Here is a 16,680-nt window from a genome sequence, read left to right as displayed (position 1 = left end):
TTTATCCTTTTGCCTAATTGCGATAATTTTAAATACGCATAGAATTGTGGCTCTTAAAATCACTAAGGATGGATTGTCGGCAGCGCCCTTAGCACCCTGCTCACAATAAAAATAATTATGAAGAAAATATACGCTCTTGTTTTAGTATCAGGACTTATCGTTGCCCCTCAAAGCCATGCCGAAGGATGGTTGGATTCCCTTAAAGGCTTGTTTGGTATGACCGAAGAAGTTGAAGCGGTGCCCAATATTTCTGACATGACCCGTTCAGTCAGTGACGCGGTAGGCATTACTGAATCTCAAGCGACAGGTGGCTTAGCATCTATCTTCAACTACGCAAAAGACAATATTTCAGCTAGCCAGTTCAGTCAGTTAAGTAACTCGTTGCCAGGGCTTGAATCTCTATTAGGCTCAGTACCTGATATTAGCAACGTAACTTCTGAAGGCGGTTTAAGCAGTATTCTTGATAAAGCCGCAAGTTATAGCGATAGTTTTAAGTCAGTGAATGAATTAAACAAGCAATTTGAGGCGCTAGGCCTAGAACCTGAGCAAATCATGCAAATTGTGAATAGTGCAAAAGCTTACCTTGATACCGAGCAAGGGCAAGAGATTAAAGCACTATTGGTTGAAGGTTTAGGCAAGTTCAGCGGTTAAGCTAATAGGCTAACATAAAATGCTGAGCCGAAGGCTCAGACTGTGACCGAATGACAAAGGCGAGCAATATGAAGTGACCCCATTAAGTTGGACTCATTTCTAAGCGGCAACCAAGGCCTGATTTCGATATTGTATCGGACTCAGGCCTTTTAATTTCAGCTTAATATGCGCTAGTCGCGCTAGATTTAACTTAAATGCTCTGTGATGTTTGGACATAAAAAGACCCCCAGTAATTGGATAGTCCAACTATTGGGGGTCACTTCACTATGCTCGTCTTTTTGCTTTCTCAACACTGTCGATGCTAACGTAGAGGCTACTACAAAATACGAGAAGCCCTCGTTGACCGGACTACGCGTTAATCTAAATGTGCAGCCCTTTAGCCCTTTTGGGCGTCGAAGACAGGCAACCCTGTTAAAAAAGCAATACAAGGAAGGTGTCATGCTTAACGATATCCAGCTTTTTAATCACGAACAGCGCGACGCACTTAAAGAAAGTGCGAAAAGTAGCCCAAGACGAAGAGCGAACCACAACGTTCATAAAAGTTATGAAGATTTAGTCCAGCGCCTATTCATTGCAATGGAGCCAGACTCTTATGTTCGTCCGCATCGCCATACCCAACAGCATAAATGGGAGTTTTTTATGGCTGTGGAAGGGAGTATCGATTTACTATTTTTCGATGATAATTCTGTGTTAACTAAGCGCATAACCTTAAGCGCTGGTGGTGATTGTGTAGGGGTAGAGATCCCGCCTAACGTATGGCATGCCACGGTTTGTTTTGAGCCAGTGGTATTTATGGAAGTGAAACAAGGGCCCTACGAAGTCATGGACGACAAGGGTTTTGCAAGTTGGGCGCCTGAAGAAGGCGAGGTGGCGGTTGCGGCTTTTTTAGAAAAACTAAAAGGGGCGGAACTAGGTGCGCAGTTTTAACGTTTATTGTGCTTGCAACAGAAGCTTGTGATTAACGTTCCATCCAACATGCGTTAGCACTTTTCATATTTATCCAAACATGAAAAGTGATCGCCCATACCGCGATTAATAGGTGTATGAGCGATGACTTATCAGTTAATAAGGATTGGCAAATTTGAGTTTATCTTCCTCTGACGCTGATTCTTGGCACTCGCCTAGAAGGTGATAACGGCCTTCAGTTTCATGAGTATCAATTTCAATATAGCCATTACGACAATATTGCGTTTCAAATAACTTTTCACGCAATGTATCGTAAAAAGCTTCCATACGTTCGGCATCACGATCGTTACCGCCCCTAGTTTCTCCGCCACCGTTTTGGCCGCCACTTCTGCCGCCGCGACCACCACCTTCACCGCCTCGAGAGGGGCGCTGACCGTTGCCGTCTTCTCGGTTGCCTCGGCTCGGCATACCAATGCTAAAGGCAAATAATTTGGTGCCGTCGGGGTTAATTTTGGTTTCGAAAAACACTTCACCTTGATCTCGATGGTCTGGTTTTCCGGCACAGCCTGCTAACACGGCAGTAGCAACTAAAAAGGGAACTAGTAATTTCATAATTATAATTTTTGAGGTAGCTAAAGATAACCTTAAGAGTGATTTTAGACACTAAAGTTGCCAAGTAAAGTGTAAGTTTCTAGTAAAGGAGAGTGAAATTGTCATTCCTTCAAAGCTTAAATATAATCCATATATAATATGCGGATAGCCTTCTTTGATTACGGTTAACTCAATACTATCGTTCGTTTTAAGTAGAAAGATTCCAAAATGGAAAGTTGTTGTGATTGCACTTAATAATGGTATGGTAAAGGATAAGTGAGCAGCGCAAGTGCGCATTTTAACCACGAAAGAGAATTCATCATGCAAAACGTTACCTTTAATTACTTTTACAATTATACCCAATAATAGCGCCTGACGCTGAGTGTTCAGGGGCAAGTATTCGCTTCTGGGCATAGCATAAAAGTAAGAATGTTTTGCAAAAGCCCAGAAAGGTTAAACTATCTGGGTTTTTTTATGCCCAAAATATATCGGCGGCAAAACAATGAGAGAATTAACGTTAGGTGAAATTAGAAAGCAACACAGAGTAAAACAAGAAGTCGTGGCGATGGCGCTTTGCGTTACTGCTTCTGGCGTAAGTAAACTTGAGTCGAAACGCATTCAAGATGTACCTCTTCATAGAGCGTCGGCTTACCTAGCGGCAGTTGGGGGAAGCATCAAAATAGAAATGACATTACCTGACGGTAGCACCGTGAATGTAGGAGAAAATACGTTAGGTTAATTTTGCCTAAATGGAATGAGCGGTTAAACTGTGTAAAACAGATACTTAAGGAAGTAAAATGGCCGTTCATGAAATAACTCACCCATTAATTGCACACAAATTAGGGTTGATGCGTTACGCCAAAATTAGCAGTAAAGACTTTCGAGAGTTAGCATCAGAAGTAGGTAACTTACTGACATACGAGGCAACTCGAACGCTACCCACAGAGCGTGCGGTGATAAAAAGTTGGTCTGGTGATGATGTTGAAGTTAAACAAATTAAAGGTAAGAAGATTACCGTAGTCCCCATCCTTCGTGCTGGGTTGGGCATGCTAGAGGGCGTATTAGAGCTAATCCCTAATGCAAAAATTAGTGTGGTTGGTTTGTATCGCGACGAAGACACACTGCAGCCTGTTGCCTACTTTGACAAAGTAGTAAAAAACATTGACGAACGCACCGCGTTAATCGTTGACCCAATGCTTGCGACTGGCGGTACGTTAATTGCCACCATCGACCTACTGAAGCAAAAGGGTTGTAAGAAAATCATGGGGCTCTTTTTAGTAGCGGCGCCAGAAGGTATTAAAGCTGTGGTCGATGCCCATCCTGATGTAGAGATTTTCACTGCTGCTATTGACCACCGACTGGACGAAAAGGGCTACATATTGCCTGGATTAGGTGATGCAGGCGATAAAATATTTGGAACACGGTAGTCACAAGACCGATAGGGATTAAGGTAACTTAGCCCAATAGTATTCATTCCTCATTCGCTTAAAACCTTTCAGTCGTAGGTATTCGATAAGAGGTGTGATTTAATCGTTTAAGTGGTGATATAGTTAAGGTTATCTTTACTGTAAATAGCGGGTAGCCAACAAATAGGTAAGCTTAAAGCGTGTTTTACGCGTAAATAGTTACCGTTAGTGTTGTTGCTAAATACGCAGGGAATAGTACAAATAAAAATGACCAAAACTAAATTGACACTTAAAGATGTAGCGTTGCAGTTAGGTGTGTCTACCGCCACTATTTCAAATGCATTTAATAGGCCCGATCAACTATCTAAAGCACGTCGAGAGCATATCCTTGCCGAGTGCGATCGCATTGGTTACACCGGGCCTAACAAAGCCGCACAAATCTTAAGAAAAGGGCGTTCTAATATTGTGGCCCTAGTACTGGCTGATAGTATTCCTTATACCGTCAGCGACCCAGTGGCCAGCACCTTCATCAAAGGGGTTTCAAGTATATTGCAGCAGCAAGGTAAACACCTGCTTCTTTATGCGGGCGACTCAGAAAGTATCCTTGATGTGGTGGATTTCGTTGATGGGTTCATTTGTTATGGCGCCCCACGCAATTATAAACTAGCGGAAGAGCTGGCCAGACAAAGTAAACCTGCTATTACGGTAGATTTTGATATTGAAGGGCTTCCTTCTGTTAATATCGATAATTATAACGCCGCGTATCAAATCGCTAAAAAAGCTATTTCCCCAGGTGATCAGGTTGCCATTTTAGGGCTGCGATTGATTGAATCTCCAAGTACCTGCCGCATTTATGACAGTCCGCTTATAGAAGTTCAAACCTCTATTTCTCATCGCCGACTAGACGGTTATATGAAAGCAATTGATGAAAGTGAAGCAACAATATCAAATGATTGGGTTTGGCACATTCCAGAAAGTGAGCGTAGCTTCGCAAAGCAAGCGGCTAAAGAGGTGTTAAACAGTAACCCTAGGCCTAATACCGTCTTATGTATGAGTGACATTATTGCCCTAGAACTGCTGCAATCAGCGCTTTCAATGGGTATCAAAGTACCTGAAGAACTAAAAATTACAGGCTTTGATGGTATCGAAGAAGCAGACAGAACGCGTCCTAATTTAACCACTGTTTGCCAATCAAGTGCACTTAAAGGCGAGATGGCTGCACAAGCGTTACTCAGCGAATCGCTGAAAAGTACCGTGCTGCCGTTTGACTTAAAAATGGGTGAAACCGTTAGCGCTTAGTTGTGAGTGCTAAGTTGAGTAACTAGCTGTCGTAAAACATAGATGTTATTTGCGCCACACGCTTTAAGTTATCGATATCATTTTGTGACCATTGGATTGCACAGTGTGTCTTCTCGCAGCATATAACGCCAATAGGATTGAAGTGGTGGTGGAAGGTAAAATCCATTAGTGAGTAAATGTCGTTTGGCTTGAAGTAATTTTCGTTGAAACACTTGGTGGCAGAGTGGTTGCGGGCATCTGAAGCTACTAAAACACTTTGGTTTAGTATGTTGTCGAAATAATTGGGACTATCTTCTTCAGACAGCGATAAACCATGAGTTGGCAAATTTTGACCATCCTGATTTAACGTAAGGCACCGAATTCTGGTTTTGTTTTCTTCGAATCGCCATAAGCTTATTCGGTTCGCGGCTGGAATGCTTAGTCTAAGGCACGACACTATGGCAGATAGTTTATCTTGCTCATCCAATCCGCATTTTGATAATGAAATGACGAGTGTTGTATAGCGGTCTATATCCAAAGCGACACTCTTTGAGGTGATTCAAACATATTAGTTTAAGTATATACTTACTTTCAAAGAGTGAAGTTTAAGAAACATTAAATTTTGTTTTTATCCCAGACCAACTCTTTGAAATGCTTTCTGCACATTGACTCGTAGCGATCGTTACCACCAATTTGTACTTGATCTCCATCGGTAACCGCATTGCCCTTTTCATCTAGCCTTACCACGAAGTTCGCTTTGCGCCCACAGTGGCAAACCGTTTTAAGTTCGAACAACTTATCAGCCCAAGCAAGAAGGTAGTGGCTTCCTTCGAAAGTGCCACCCAAAAAGTCAGTACGTAATCCGTAAGCCAAAACGGGGATATCTAATTCGTCTACCACTTCTATTAGCTGACGAACTTGAACTTGTGTTAGAAACTGTGCTTCATCAATGAAAATACAATCTAAGCGCTTTTCTTCATTGTCTTGTTTTATGGCTTCATAAAGATCGTCATCATTTCCATAAAGTTTTGCGTCGGCTTGTAGCCCAATCCTAGAGGTTACTTTTCCTACGCCATAGCGGTCATCAAAAGCAGCGGTATAAATCAGAGAGTGCATGCCTCTCTCGCGATAGTTATAAGCTGATTGTAAAAGAGAGGTCGATTTTCCTGCGTTCATTGCAGAGTAATAAAAATAAAGTTGAGCCATGAATGTTATTTGTTTTCGTTATACCAGGTTTTAAGGTCGCTCAATGGCATTGGTTTAGCGTAAAGAAAGCCTTGGATATAATCCACACCCAGGGTTTTGATGTGGTTCATTTGGTCTAAGGTTTCAATGCCCTCAGCAATGGTCTTACAACCAAACTCGTTTGCGATGAGCATGGTTGCGCGCATAATAGTATCACTACCTTCATTGGTATTCTGTACAAATGAGCGATCAATTTTTATAAAATCACAAGGCATTGACTGCAATCTGCTCAACGACGAGTACCCTGTACCAAAGTCATCGATTGATATCTTAACACCCCGCGCCTTAACGTTATGTATTTGGCTGGCAACCGCATTAACATTGTTGGCGAAAACGCTTTCTGTTATTTCCAAGTAAAGACGGGAAGGGGCAATATTGGTAGATGCTAGCACCTTATCTAGCGTATTAATGAAGGTTTCATCAAGCAACTGACTAATAGATACATTCACAGATAACGCAATGTCATCTTTGAATGGCCATTCTGTTGCATCTATACAGGCATGGTTTAACACCCAAGCGCCAATCTCAGGCATTAAACCTGTGCGTTCAGCAAGGGGAATAAAGCGCGCTGGTGAGATTACTTTGCCATCACAATTCCAACGAAGTAGCGCTTCAACTGATGTTAATTTTTGCGTATCGGCGCAAATAATAGGCTGGTAGTGCACAGAAAATGCGTTTTTATCGATGGCGTGCCTTAATTGTTCACAAAGGCGCTGTTCGCTCTTTATCTTTTCATGTAAGTCTTCACTAAAAACGCCGATAGTGCCCCTTTGTTTGCGTTTTTGATCGTACATGGTCAAGTCAGCTTGTTGAATAAGTGTCATGGTGTCGTTGCCATGCTCAGGGTATATGGCAATGCCGATAGTGGCATCTAATGTGATTTGGTTTTCTAAAGCTATGATGGGCTCAGTGACTCCGCTACGCATAGCATGGGCAACGGCTACTGCGGTATGAACGGTAGCGTAGGGGGTTACCGCAACAAACTCATCGCCTCCCCATCTGGCGAGATGATCTTTTTCACAATATTCGGCGAGTCGGTTAGCAATTTCTGCAAGTACAATATCGCCGACCTTATGCCCTAAGCTATCGTTTACCTGCTTAAAACCATCTAAATCGATAAACAAAACCGCAAGGTTATTATCAAGTGCTTTGGTGCTTTCAATGAGAGTGTTCAACTGTTTGAACAGACCGTTTCTGTTCAGTAAATTGGTCAACGGATCTCTATTGGATAATCTAAAAATATCGGCGGTACGTTTCTCTACTTCATCTTCTAGATTGGCATTAGCATCATCTAACTGCTCGTTGGATTTACGCAGCATAGCGTTAATTTTGGCAGTCTCTTTTCTATCGGCTTGCATTTGCTCTACAAGACGGTTGTTCTTATACCTAAGAGATACGGTATCAAAAAAGAATCGGTGGTAACGCAAGGAACTAACGAGTATACCTATACAAAAAATAAGGCCTAACATTCCTAAAACAACAAAATTTCTGTCATCGTCAAACAAGGCTATAATTGATATGGGCACAAGCAGTGAAGTGGTGTAGACAAAAACGAAAACTTTACTCGGCGCTAACACTGAAGCTGCACCACCGGCCATCGCGCCTAAAACAACCATGGTTGTCGCTAACTCTACCGGGTTCATTGTTGCGTAGAGAAGAATTGAATAAAGTGCCCATACCGCAGAGGCTAAATACACGCCAATCGCGAACCTAAATTTTACAGGCCGCACATTATATTCAGTGCCTTTTAATCTAGTTAGCCAGTAAAGGCCATCCGCAAAACGAAGAAGAATAACAGTGCTCATTGCGATAAAAAGCCATATTTTTGAGCTCTGCTCCGCTTCGGTATCGAAACCGAACGTTAACCCCAAGAAAGCGCCGAAAGTCATGGCTAAACCAGTAAACATATTACTGTTGAGCATATCTATCATGTCGCGCTGCATTTGCGGCGTTATAGGAATAGGGGAGGTTGAACCTCTTTGTTCATCAAAACTTTTCACTATAAATCTACGTTCCAACTCAATAAGCTTTTAAGCTAAACTTGGTGTGAAGTTTTTATTGGTTTAGTAAACAATAGCAGTGATATTGCTTTTACTGCTTTAAATTTACACACTTACCTTGGTTAAATTACACGCAAATCATCAAAATTGCTATGCGACGTAAGAAGCAACGTTTTAATAGCAACGGCCATTTAGTGCCAATCGCGTTAATTACGGGTCGTAATTGCATTAACTTCTTTTAAAACGGCACTCAGAGCCTCTGATAAGTCCTCTTGCAGGTGAAGATATTTATTGTTAACCACATGAACGATATCGTGCTCTACAATGACAAGGTGTTGAGCACCTAAATTTTTAAAAGTAGCTTCATCGGAAAAGTCGGTCGGCAATAATGCGTAGTCGTATCGACCTGAAACGAGTAGATTCACAACTTGGTCGAAGCGGTCGTATTCGCGGATATCTGCAGTAATGACAAGACCGCAATGGTCTGTATTCACGTTAAACCGGGTAGTAGCGGCAATGGCGATTTTTGGGTTTGAAAGTATATTGGCTACACAAGGGCTATCGCGCATGCATAATAAGATTGTCGCGCCTTTTGCGATAACGGGGTGCACGACGAAAAAGTTGCTAAAATCGTTTGCGGCTAATTCGTAGCGGATAGTATCGGCATCTGTCACACCTTCATCCAGCAAGCGAAGGCCTCTCTCCCCACCTACTTCAATAAATTCGACGGATATACCAAGTTTGCTATAAGTTCTGGCAATAATATCGTTGTAATGACTCACCACTCTAGGGTGCCCTATATAGCCTATAAGCATAGGCGAATCGTCGGCCCCATTGGCTAAACAATCAGCTGAGCAAATAAAAGAAAAAAACAAAGCAGTACTAAGAAGTTTTAGTATTTGCATAAATTTTTATGGATAAGAATGAATATATAAAGCGTAGATGTTAAAGGGGGAATTTTCACCCTTTGGTGCAAGCCGCGTAGGTTTGCATATACAAAGAGGGTAGGCTGCGCTTTTATGCGCTACAGCAAAGTCATTTTCACATACAAAAAAGCTCCGGCCATAGGCCAGAGCTTTCAATTGGTAGCGAGCTAAATAGGTAGTACTAAGCCGCGTTTTTTCCGCCATCAATTGCGCGCAACGTCTCAGTTGCTGGCAATAGTTCCATGTCGAAAGTGTACTCATCAACACGAACCGCCAATTGGCGTTTTTCGTTGTAATCATGCAACTGTGCAGCTTCTTCGGGATTAATAACACCTTTTTCTTGAAGCTTGTTCAGTGCGTGTTCAAACGAGATAAACGGCACCACTGGCTCTTTGCGAAGTGCTTTTTGCACTTTACCTAACAGGTGTGCAACCGCATGTTTCGCTTTGAACGCTTGCTCGTTAATGTCGTTACCATCACCTGGGCTAACGCGAACTAAGTGAGTCAGCTGGGCTTTCACACTGTTGTCTTGCATAGATGCCATAGACAATTCACGTACTAGGTCATCGCTGATACCTGCAACACTGTTTGAGTAAGTGTTGGTCAGTAAGCGCATTAGGCCACGAGTCGGTGTGTTCGGGAAATTGTTGATGAAGTTAACAATGGCCTGATCAGCTTGTTGTAATGACCATTGCATAGCGTATTCGAAATACGGTAGTGCAAGTTTACGATCTTCAATGCGCTGCTCGTAAAAACGAATGGCTGCCATTGCACCGTAAAGGTAGCTCATCACATCACCCAGACGGGCTGAAAGTAACTCTGCCTTCTTAAGGTCACCACCAAGTACTGCTAGTGATAAGTCAGCAAGTGGCGCTAATTTAGCTGAAATGCTGTTTACACGCTTTTCATACTTACGTACTTCAGGCAGTGCAGACTCTGAACCGCGTAGGAAAGGTAAGTAACCTTTACCAAGGCTGCGAAATGCATTCTTAACACTAAAACCAACGGTTTTACGTAACACTTTGTTGAATTCTTTATCAGCAGAACTTTCGTTGCTGTGAATAAGGTCAACCATGTCTTTCAAGTAAGGGTGACAACGCATTGCACCTTGACCGAAAATCATTAGGTTACGAGTAAGAATGTTTGCACCTTCAACCGTAATGGCAATAGGAAGTGCTGCATATCCACCTGCAAGGGTATTTTGCGGTCCGCGCTGAATCGCTTTACCTGCTTGAATATCCATAGCTGAGTTCATCACATCACGACCAAGTTCGGTCATATGGTATTTAGCAATAGCAGTAACAACCGATGGTTTAACACCTAAGCCTAAGCCTTCAGTGGTAAGTACACGCATGGCTTCAAGTAAGAAAGTCTTACCTGCGATATCTGCCATCTTCTCTTGAATACCTTCGAAGCGACCAATCGGCACGCCGAACTGCTCACGTACAAATGAATACTCAACCGTACCTTTGAATGCAGATTGTGCTGTTGCAACGCCCATCGCTGGAAGTGAAATACCTCGACCTGCACCAAGACACGCTACTAGCATTTGCCAACCGCGACCAATATTTTTCTGACCACCAATGATAAATTCCATAGGAATAAATACATCTTGGCCACGAGTGGTACCGTTATAGAAACGTACGCCCATAGGGTCGTGACGATTACCAAGCTCTACACCAGGGTGAGATTTAGGCAGTAGGGCACAGGTAATACCTAGCTCTAGTTTGTCGCCAAGTAATTGCTCTGGATCGAATACTTTAAATGCCAAGCCAAGTACGGTAGCAATTGGCGCTAGCGTAATGTAACGCTTGTCCCAACTGATACGAAGACCAAGTACTTCTTCGCCGTTATACTCACCTTTGGTGACGATAGCAGCATCTGGAATAGCACCGGCATCTGAACCCGCTTCTGGGCTAGTAAGGGCGAAACATGGAATATCACGGCCATCTGAAAGGCGTGGTAACCAGTAATCTTGTTGGGCAGTAGTACCATAATGCATCAGCAACTCACCTGGGCCTAACGAGTTAGGTACCATAACGGTTACTGCGATTGCACCAGATTTTGCTGCGATAGTGGCAACAATCGTTGAGTTAGCGTACGGGCTAAACTCAAGGCCGCCAAATTTCTTAGGGATGATCATGGAGAAGAAACGGTTCTTACCTAAGAAGTCTAAAACGTCTTGAGGAATATGATCGCCGTTGTTTAACTCGAAGTCATCAATCATACCCAGTAATTCTGATACTGGGCCGTCCATAAATGCTTGCTCTTCAGCGCTCAATTTTGCTTGAGGGATATCACGAAGTGCCTGCATATCAGGTTTACCCTGATAAATAGAAGATTCAATCCAAACGTCACCTGCGTCTAACGCTTCCTGCTCTGTTACAGAAATTGGTGGTAACACTTTTTTTAAGCTAGTTCTAATACTCATATTTGACTCATCCGCTCATCTGACCAGTTGTATGGTGTTAATACTACATCAGTTTCAGAAAAGATCAAAAAAATTGCTCATAAATAGTGTTGTATATGTAAAATTTAATAAAATGAAGCGATTACGATAGCGCGGTAAATGGATCATGTGAGCTTATGTAACAAATGTGAGGCAGCATCCAAAAATATTCTGGTAACTGAGTTATGTTTATTAACCATTTACAGGTAAACTTTCGATAACAGAGCGAGTTACAGGAAGTTGTAATGCAAGAAACATCATCGAACACATCAAGGTGGTTTGCGTCACCAAAGTTAACTATCTGTGTGGTTATTGTTGCGATGTTAGTTGCGATAGTCGGTGCTAAAAATTTATACTTTCGGGGCGACTACAAAGTATTTTTTGAGCCTGACAATCCGCAACGACTTGCCTTTGAAGAAATGCAGAACATATTTAATAAAAGCGAAAATGTCGCTTTTATGGTTGTGCCAGATGACGATAATGTGTTTAAACCGTCTACCTTATCTTTAGTTGTTGAGCTTACAGAAGCTGCATGGCAACTCCCTCTTTCTACCCGCGTGGAATCCATCTCTAACTTCCAATACACCTACGCCGAAGATGACGATCTTATTGTAGAAGACTTAATTACTACGGGTTCGCTCTCGAATTCTGAAATAACGGATATTAAAAATGTACTTGATAGTACCCCTGAACTAACCGGAAGGTTAGTGTCGTACCCAGGAGATGTTTTGGTAGTAAATACGACCATTCAACTCCCTGACGGCGACCAAACAAAAGAAGTGATTGAAATCGCAACAGCTGCCACTGCGTTAAAGCAGCAGTTAGAGGAAAAATATCCCGGCCACACTATCTACCTTACCGGTATGGTTGTAATGAACGATGCCTTTGCGGTGGCTGCACAGCAAGACGCAAGTACGCTTATTCCCCTCATGTTTTTCCTTATCATTGTCATGATAGGCGTGATTGTTCGTTCCGTGTTTGCAGCGCTTGCCACATTATTAGTGGTTATTGTCTCTATCGCCACGTCCATCGGTGTATCTGGCTGGCTCGGTATGTTTTTAAGTACGGCTACGGTAAACGCCCCCACCATGATAACCACGCTGGCAGTGGCTGACTGTATCCACATTATTGTGGGTGTGCAGTACTTTCTTGGGCGCGGCCTCACTAACGCTAATGCGATCAATGAAAGCTTAAGAATTAATACTAAGCCTATTATTATCACCAGTGTTACCACGGCGATTGGCTTTTTAATGCTGAACTTTTCTGCCGTTCCTGTCTTGTCCGATTTAGGTAACATGACTGCATTTGGCGTAATGCTCGCTTGTGTATTATCGCTTTGGTTCCTGCCTGCTTTATTGCTATTGAAGCCACTAAAAGTGAAGACAACAAAAAATAACAAGGTCTTCGAGCGATTGGGAAATAAAGTCACATCGAATTACCGAGCTCTGTTACCCATTTGTGCGGTAGTGATTGTAGGCATCAGTTTTTTTGCTACCAATAACGAGCTAAATGATGTTGCAGTGAAATACTTCGACGATAGAAGTACGTTTGGGCAAGCGGTGGAAATAAATGAAGAGAAGCTTGGTGGTATGTCTAACATCGACTTCGTCATTTATTCTGATACCCCTTATGGTGCTACAGAACCTGACTTTTTAGCGCGAGTAGAATTACTCACTAAATGGTTGCGCGATAAAGAAGAAGTTCATCATGTGCTGTCATTTGCCGATACATTAAAACGGTTAAATAAAAATATGCATGGTGATGACGACACTTATTATCGATTACCAGAAGATGGGGAACTGGCCTCGCAGTATGTTTTGCTGTACGAAATGTCGCTGCCATTTGGTCTAGACTTAAGCAATCAGTTAGATATTGATAAATCGGCAATGAGAATTATCGCCGTTATTGATAACTTAGGCAGTAAAGATTTAACCGCATTAGAGTCTGATGCCAAAGCGTATTTTAAAAGCCTTGGCAGCGACAACCGTCTGGAAGCCGCAAGTCCGCCATTAATGTTTGCGCATATTGGCGATCGAAATATGGAAAGTATGGTAAAGGGCTCTATTTATGCCTTAGTCCTTATTTCTGTTTTGATATTGTTCGCGTTACGTTCGTGGCGACTAGGGTTGGTAAGCTTGTTTACTAATTTGCTACCCGCCGCTATCGGGTTTGGCGTTTGGGGGTTAATCTCTGGCCAAATTAATATGGCACTGTCGGTGGTTATCAGTATGACCATGGGCATTATTGTTGACGATACAGTGCACTTCTTGTCGAAGTATCAGTCGGCGAGGCTGACACGTAAGTCGGTTAAAGAAAGTGTGCTGTATGCATTTAACACGGTTGGGATGGCATTAACCACAACTACAATTGTGCTGACAGTCGGCTTTGGTGTGCTAGCGTCTTCAAGCTTTATGCTGAATGCGCATATGGGCATATTAACTATTATTATTATCATCGCGGCTTTGGCTGTTGACCTTATCTTCCTGCCTGCATTATTGATGTGGTTGGATAAAGATGAAACCCCGTTACCGGAGAAGAATAGTGAGATACATTAGCCTTGTTTTACTGGCGTCGTTCATATCTATCACCACATTCAATGGCGTTGCCGCCGAGAGTGAGCCTAGCGCAAAGGGACTGGAAATAGCCCAAGAGCGAAAAGCGAGAGATCGTGGATGGAATAATTCAGAGGCCAAAATTTTAATGGTACTACGCAATGCGCAAGGCCAAGAAGCAACACGCAAACTCAACGTGAAATCGATGGAGTTGACCGATGATGGTGATAAAGCACTAACGGTTTTTCAATCGCCTCGGGATGTAAAAGGGACTGCATTTTTGAGCTTCTCCCATGTTTTCGATGCTGATGAACAGTGGATATTTCTTCCTGCTTTAAAACGGGTAAAGCGTATCGCGTCCAAAAACAAGAGTGGACCTTTTGTCGGCAGTGAGTTTGCTTTTGAAGATATGACATCGTTCGAAGTAGAGAAGTTTTCTTATACCTATGTGGGTGACGAGACGATTGATGGTGAAGCGTGCTTTGTATTAGAGCAAGTTCCTCAATACGATTATTCGGGTTATACGCTGCAAAAAGTATGGATTGATAAGTCTCACTACCGTGTACATAAAGTTGAGTTTTACGATAAGAAAGGGGCGCTACTTAAGGTGCTTGAGCTAAAAGATTACGAGCTTTATAAAGAGAAATACTGGCGTCCTATCCGTAGCGAGATGACGAACGTACAAACGCGTAAGTCTACGTCGCTAATTACAGAAAGCTTAGTTTTTGATACCGACTTGTCAGAATCAGACTTTGACAAAAACAGTTTAAAAAGAGCGCGGTAGTTCGTGATTAAATCCATCGCTTTATTTGTATCGAGTATTACGGCTTCATTCTCTCTACTGGCCAATACGGAAATAACAGGCTCTGCCGGTGGAGAGCTGCGCTATTTCATGCAAGACGCCCTCTACGAAGTGCAAGAAAGAACTTACGGCTCAGTCTTTTTTAGCCCCGAAACTTATACCGAGTGGAATGATGGTGAAGACAGCTTGCTGTTTAAGCCCTTTTTCAGGGCCGACCAACACGATGAGGAAAGAACACACTTCGATGTTCGAGAACTGCAATGGATGCATGTGGCAGACACATGGGAAACCAAAGTAGGGATTGGAAAAGTATTCTGGGGGCAAACCGAGTCTATTCACCTGGTTGACATCGTTAACCAAACCGATGCCATTGAAGCGGTAGATGGAGAAGATAAACTTGGTCAGCCTATGGTTAATGTTTCTTACTTTAGTGACTTCGGCACGTTTTCAGCATTTGTGTTGCCCTATTTTAGAGAGCGCACCTTTGAAAGTGCAGATGGACGTTTGCGTCCGCCCATTGCTGTAGGAGAAGCCTTGTACGAGTCGGATGGTGAACAAAGCCATGTTGATTATGCGCTGAGGTGGCAATCAAGTATCAGTGATTGGGAAGTGGGGCTATCTTATTTTTCAGGTACAAGCAGAGAGCCAGAACTTGTTACTACGATAAATGAAGAAGGTCAGCCAGAGATTCTTCCCTATTACGCGCAAATCAGTCAGGTAGGCGTGGATTTACTTACCGTATATGGTGCGTGGTTACTTAAATTTGAGTCGATATATCGTGAAGGGCAATCGGAAGATTTTACTGCGGTAGTGACAGGTTTCGAATACACCACACAAGGCATATTCGATACTCAATATGGCCTAGGTGTATTGAGTGAGTACCAGTTCGATGAGCGCGAAGATAACTTCTTTGCTGTGGGTCAAAATGACCTTATGGTGGGCTTACGGTTTATCTTTAACGATATTGATGGAACCGAAGTGCTCATGGGATACGTGCAAGATTTAGATGAATCGAGTACCTCCAGTGCATTTATTGAAGCGTCTAGTCGTATTTCACCTCATTGGCGCTGGAAATTGGATGGCTATTTCTTTTCAAGTGATGATACTGACGATACCTTTTATTTCCTTAGAAGAGATGATCATCTTCAATTTACCCTTGAGTACTTTTTTTAGTACGAGGCGTTATTTCTGATTTAAATTTAACATTTACACTCGTAACCCTAGTTATTTACTATTAGGGTTATTTTTTGTGGTTCTAACTTGAGGTTTTAATGAAGCAGTTTGTCGTTGGTTTTATTGCGCTTTTTTCAATGTTTAACGCACATAGTGCTTCTACTCATTATGGTATTGCGTCAGTTGGGTTTAGTGACTTTGAGTTCACAAATGTCGAGAATAGCGGGCTAGCTTACAGTGTTGCTTTCGGGCGCCAAATCCATAGACAGTGGTATGCAGAAGTGGGTTACCTTAATTTAACTAATGATAGCGAAGATGATACCGAGCTTTCGGGTGATGCGCTTTACCTTGCTGTACTTGGAAAGGCGAAAAGCGAGTACGGGGAACTGTTTTATAAGTTAGGTATCGCAAACGCTGATATTGCAAGTGCGCGTTACTGTGGCAACTCAGCGTTATCAGGTGATGCATGCTCATTTGACGAGGGTGTGGTGGCAGGTATTGCTGGCCTTGGATTTGATTATTATGTTGGTCTAAAATCTATGGTGCGACTGGAATATATATATTTAGGCGGGGAAGACGACCTATCAACGCATTTAGTGTCTTTGGGCTTTCGTTATAATTTTTAATGCTCAATAGGGTAGGGTGACCAAACACATACAAATATAGCGGTGTAATCCAAACACTATCATTCAGCGTAAAAA

At 42.6% G+C, this 16,680-nt stretch carries 16 protein-coding genes; 9 read left to right on the top strand and 7 right to left on the bottom strand.

Annotation, left to right across the window (positions count from 1 at the left end; all coding sequences use genetic code 11):
- The first annotated feature begins 117 nt into the window (after positions 1–117).
- Positions 118–651 carry a DUF2780 domain-containing protein gene (locus AV939_RS13985; RefSeq protein ID WP_057790421.1) on the top strand — a complete coding sequence of 178 codons (534 nt, stop codon included), beginning with the start codon at positions 118–120 and terminating at the stop codon, positions 649–651.
- A gap of 99 nt (positions 652–750) precedes the next feature.
- On the opposite strand, the gene AV939_RS20505 is transcribed toward AV939_RS13985, so the two are convergent.
- On the bottom strand, positions 751–867 hold the full coding sequence (locus AV939_RS20505; RefSeq protein WP_442854555.1) for an IS3 family transposase: 117 nt from the start codon (positions 865–867) through the stop codon (positions 751–753).
- Positions 868–1,089: 222 nt separating this feature from the next.
- Between AV939_RS20505 and AV939_RS13980 the strand changes: the two genes are divergently transcribed.
- The gene (locus AV939_RS13980; RefSeq protein ID WP_057790423.1) at positions 1,090–1,578 is read left to right on the top strand and encodes a WbuC family cupin fold metalloprotein; all 489 of its coding nucleotides are present in this window, start codon (positions 1,090–1,092) and stop codon (positions 1,576–1,578) included.
- Positions 1,579–1,713: 135 nt separating this feature from the next.
- Here the strand turns inward: AV939_RS13980 and AV939_RS13975 are convergent, their stop codons facing one another.
- On the bottom strand, positions 1,714–2,169 hold the full coding sequence (locus tag AV939_RS13975) for a hypothetical protein (protein ID WP_231751125.1): 456 nt from the start codon (positions 2,167–2,169) through the stop codon (positions 1,714–1,716).
- A 481-nt stretch (positions 2,170–2,650) separates the two neighbouring features.
- On the opposite strand from AV939_RS13975, the gene AV939_RS13965 reads away from it, so the two are divergent.
- From AV939_RS13965 to AV939_RS13955, 3 genes are all read left to right on the top strand, one after another.
- The gene (locus tag AV939_RS13965) at positions 2,651–2,887 is read left to right on the top strand and encodes an XRE family transcriptional regulator (protein WP_057790426.1); all 237 of its coding nucleotides are present in this window, start codon (positions 2,651–2,653) and stop codon (positions 2,885–2,887) included.
- Between the two features lie 58 nt (positions 2,888–2,945).
- Positions 2,946–3,575 (top strand): uracil phosphoribosyltransferase, encoded by a 630-nt coding sequence (gene upp / locus AV939_RS13960; RefSeq protein WP_057790428.1) that lies wholly within the window; start codon positions 2,946–2,948, stop codon positions 3,573–3,575.
- 246 nt (positions 3,576–3,821) lie between these two features.
- Complete coding sequence (locus tag AV939_RS13955) at positions 3,822–4,853, top strand: LacI family DNA-binding transcriptional regulator (RefSeq protein ID WP_057790430.1); 1,032 nt, start codon at positions 3,822–3,824, stop codon at positions 4,851–4,853.
- A gap of 22 nt (positions 4,854–4,875) precedes the next feature.
- Here AV939_RS13955 and AV939_RS13950 read toward each other — a convergent pair whose 3' ends face one another.
- The 5 genes from AV939_RS13950 to AV939_RS13930 form a co-directional block, all read right to left on the bottom strand.
- Complete coding sequence (locus AV939_RS13950) at positions 4,876–5,370, bottom strand: hypothetical protein (RefSeq protein ID WP_057790432.1); 495 nt, start codon at positions 5,368–5,370, stop codon at positions 4,876–4,878.
- Positions 5,371–5,447: 77 nt separating this feature from the next.
- Positions 5,448–6,038, bottom strand: a complete 591-nt coding sequence (locus AV939_RS13945) for a thymidine kinase (protein WP_057790434.1) — start codon at positions 6,036–6,038, stop codon at positions 5,448–5,450.
- Between the two features lie 5 nt (positions 6,039–6,043).
- Complete coding sequence (locus AV939_RS13940) at positions 6,044–8,077, bottom strand: putative bifunctional diguanylate cyclase/phosphodiesterase (protein ID WP_231751124.1); 2,034 nt, start codon at positions 8,075–8,077, stop codon at positions 6,044–6,046.
- A gap of 206 nt (positions 8,078–8,283) precedes the next feature.
- Positions 8,284–8,952, bottom strand: coding sequence for a hypothetical protein (locus tag AV939_RS13935; protein ID WP_197427681.1), 669 nt, complete (start codon positions 8,950–8,952; stop codon positions 8,284–8,286).
- A gap of 232 nt (positions 8,953–9,184) precedes the next feature.
- Positions 9,185–11,434: an acyl-CoA dehydrogenase gene (locus AV939_RS13930; RefSeq protein WP_061997813.1), complete on the bottom strand. Its 2,250-nt coding sequence runs from the start codon at positions 11,432–11,434 to the stop codon at positions 9,185–9,187.
- 263 nt (positions 11,435–11,697) lie between these two features.
- On the opposite strand from AV939_RS13930, the gene AV939_RS13925 reads away from it, so the two are divergent.
- From AV939_RS13925 to AV939_RS13910, 4 genes are all read left to right on the top strand, one after another.
- The gene (locus AV939_RS13925; protein WP_061997812.1) at positions 11,698–14,007 is read left to right on the top strand and encodes an efflux RND transporter permease subunit; all 2,310 of its coding nucleotides are present in this window, start codon (positions 11,698–11,700) and stop codon (positions 14,005–14,007) included.
- On the top strand, positions 13,994–14,788 hold the full coding sequence (locus tag AV939_RS13920; RefSeq protein ID WP_061997811.1) for an outer membrane lipoprotein-sorting protein: 795 nt from the start codon (positions 13,994–13,996) through the stop codon (positions 14,786–14,788). The genes AV939_RS13925 and AV939_RS13920 overlap by 14 nt, the downstream gene beginning before the upstream one ends.
- A 3-nt stretch (positions 14,789–14,791) precedes the next feature.
- Entirely contained in the window at positions 14,792–15,979 is a 1,188-nt protein-coding gene (locus tag AV939_RS13915) for a hypothetical protein (protein WP_156454642.1), read from the top strand.
- Between the two features lie 98 nt (positions 15,980–16,077).
- Positions 16,078–16,605: a hypothetical protein gene (locus AV939_RS13910; RefSeq protein WP_061997810.1), complete on the top strand. Its 528-nt coding sequence runs from the start codon at positions 16,078–16,080 to the stop codon at positions 16,603–16,605.
- Positions 16,606–16,680: the final 75 nt, after the last annotated feature.

This window comes from Alteromonas sp. Mac1 (assembly GCF_001562125.1).
Classification (GTDB): domain Bacteria; phylum Pseudomonadota; class Gammaproteobacteria; order Enterobacterales; family Alteromonadaceae; genus Alteromonas; species Alteromonas stellipolaris.
Note: the sequence above shows the minus strand (reverse complement) of the source record. Positions and strands in the feature narration are given on the sequence as shown.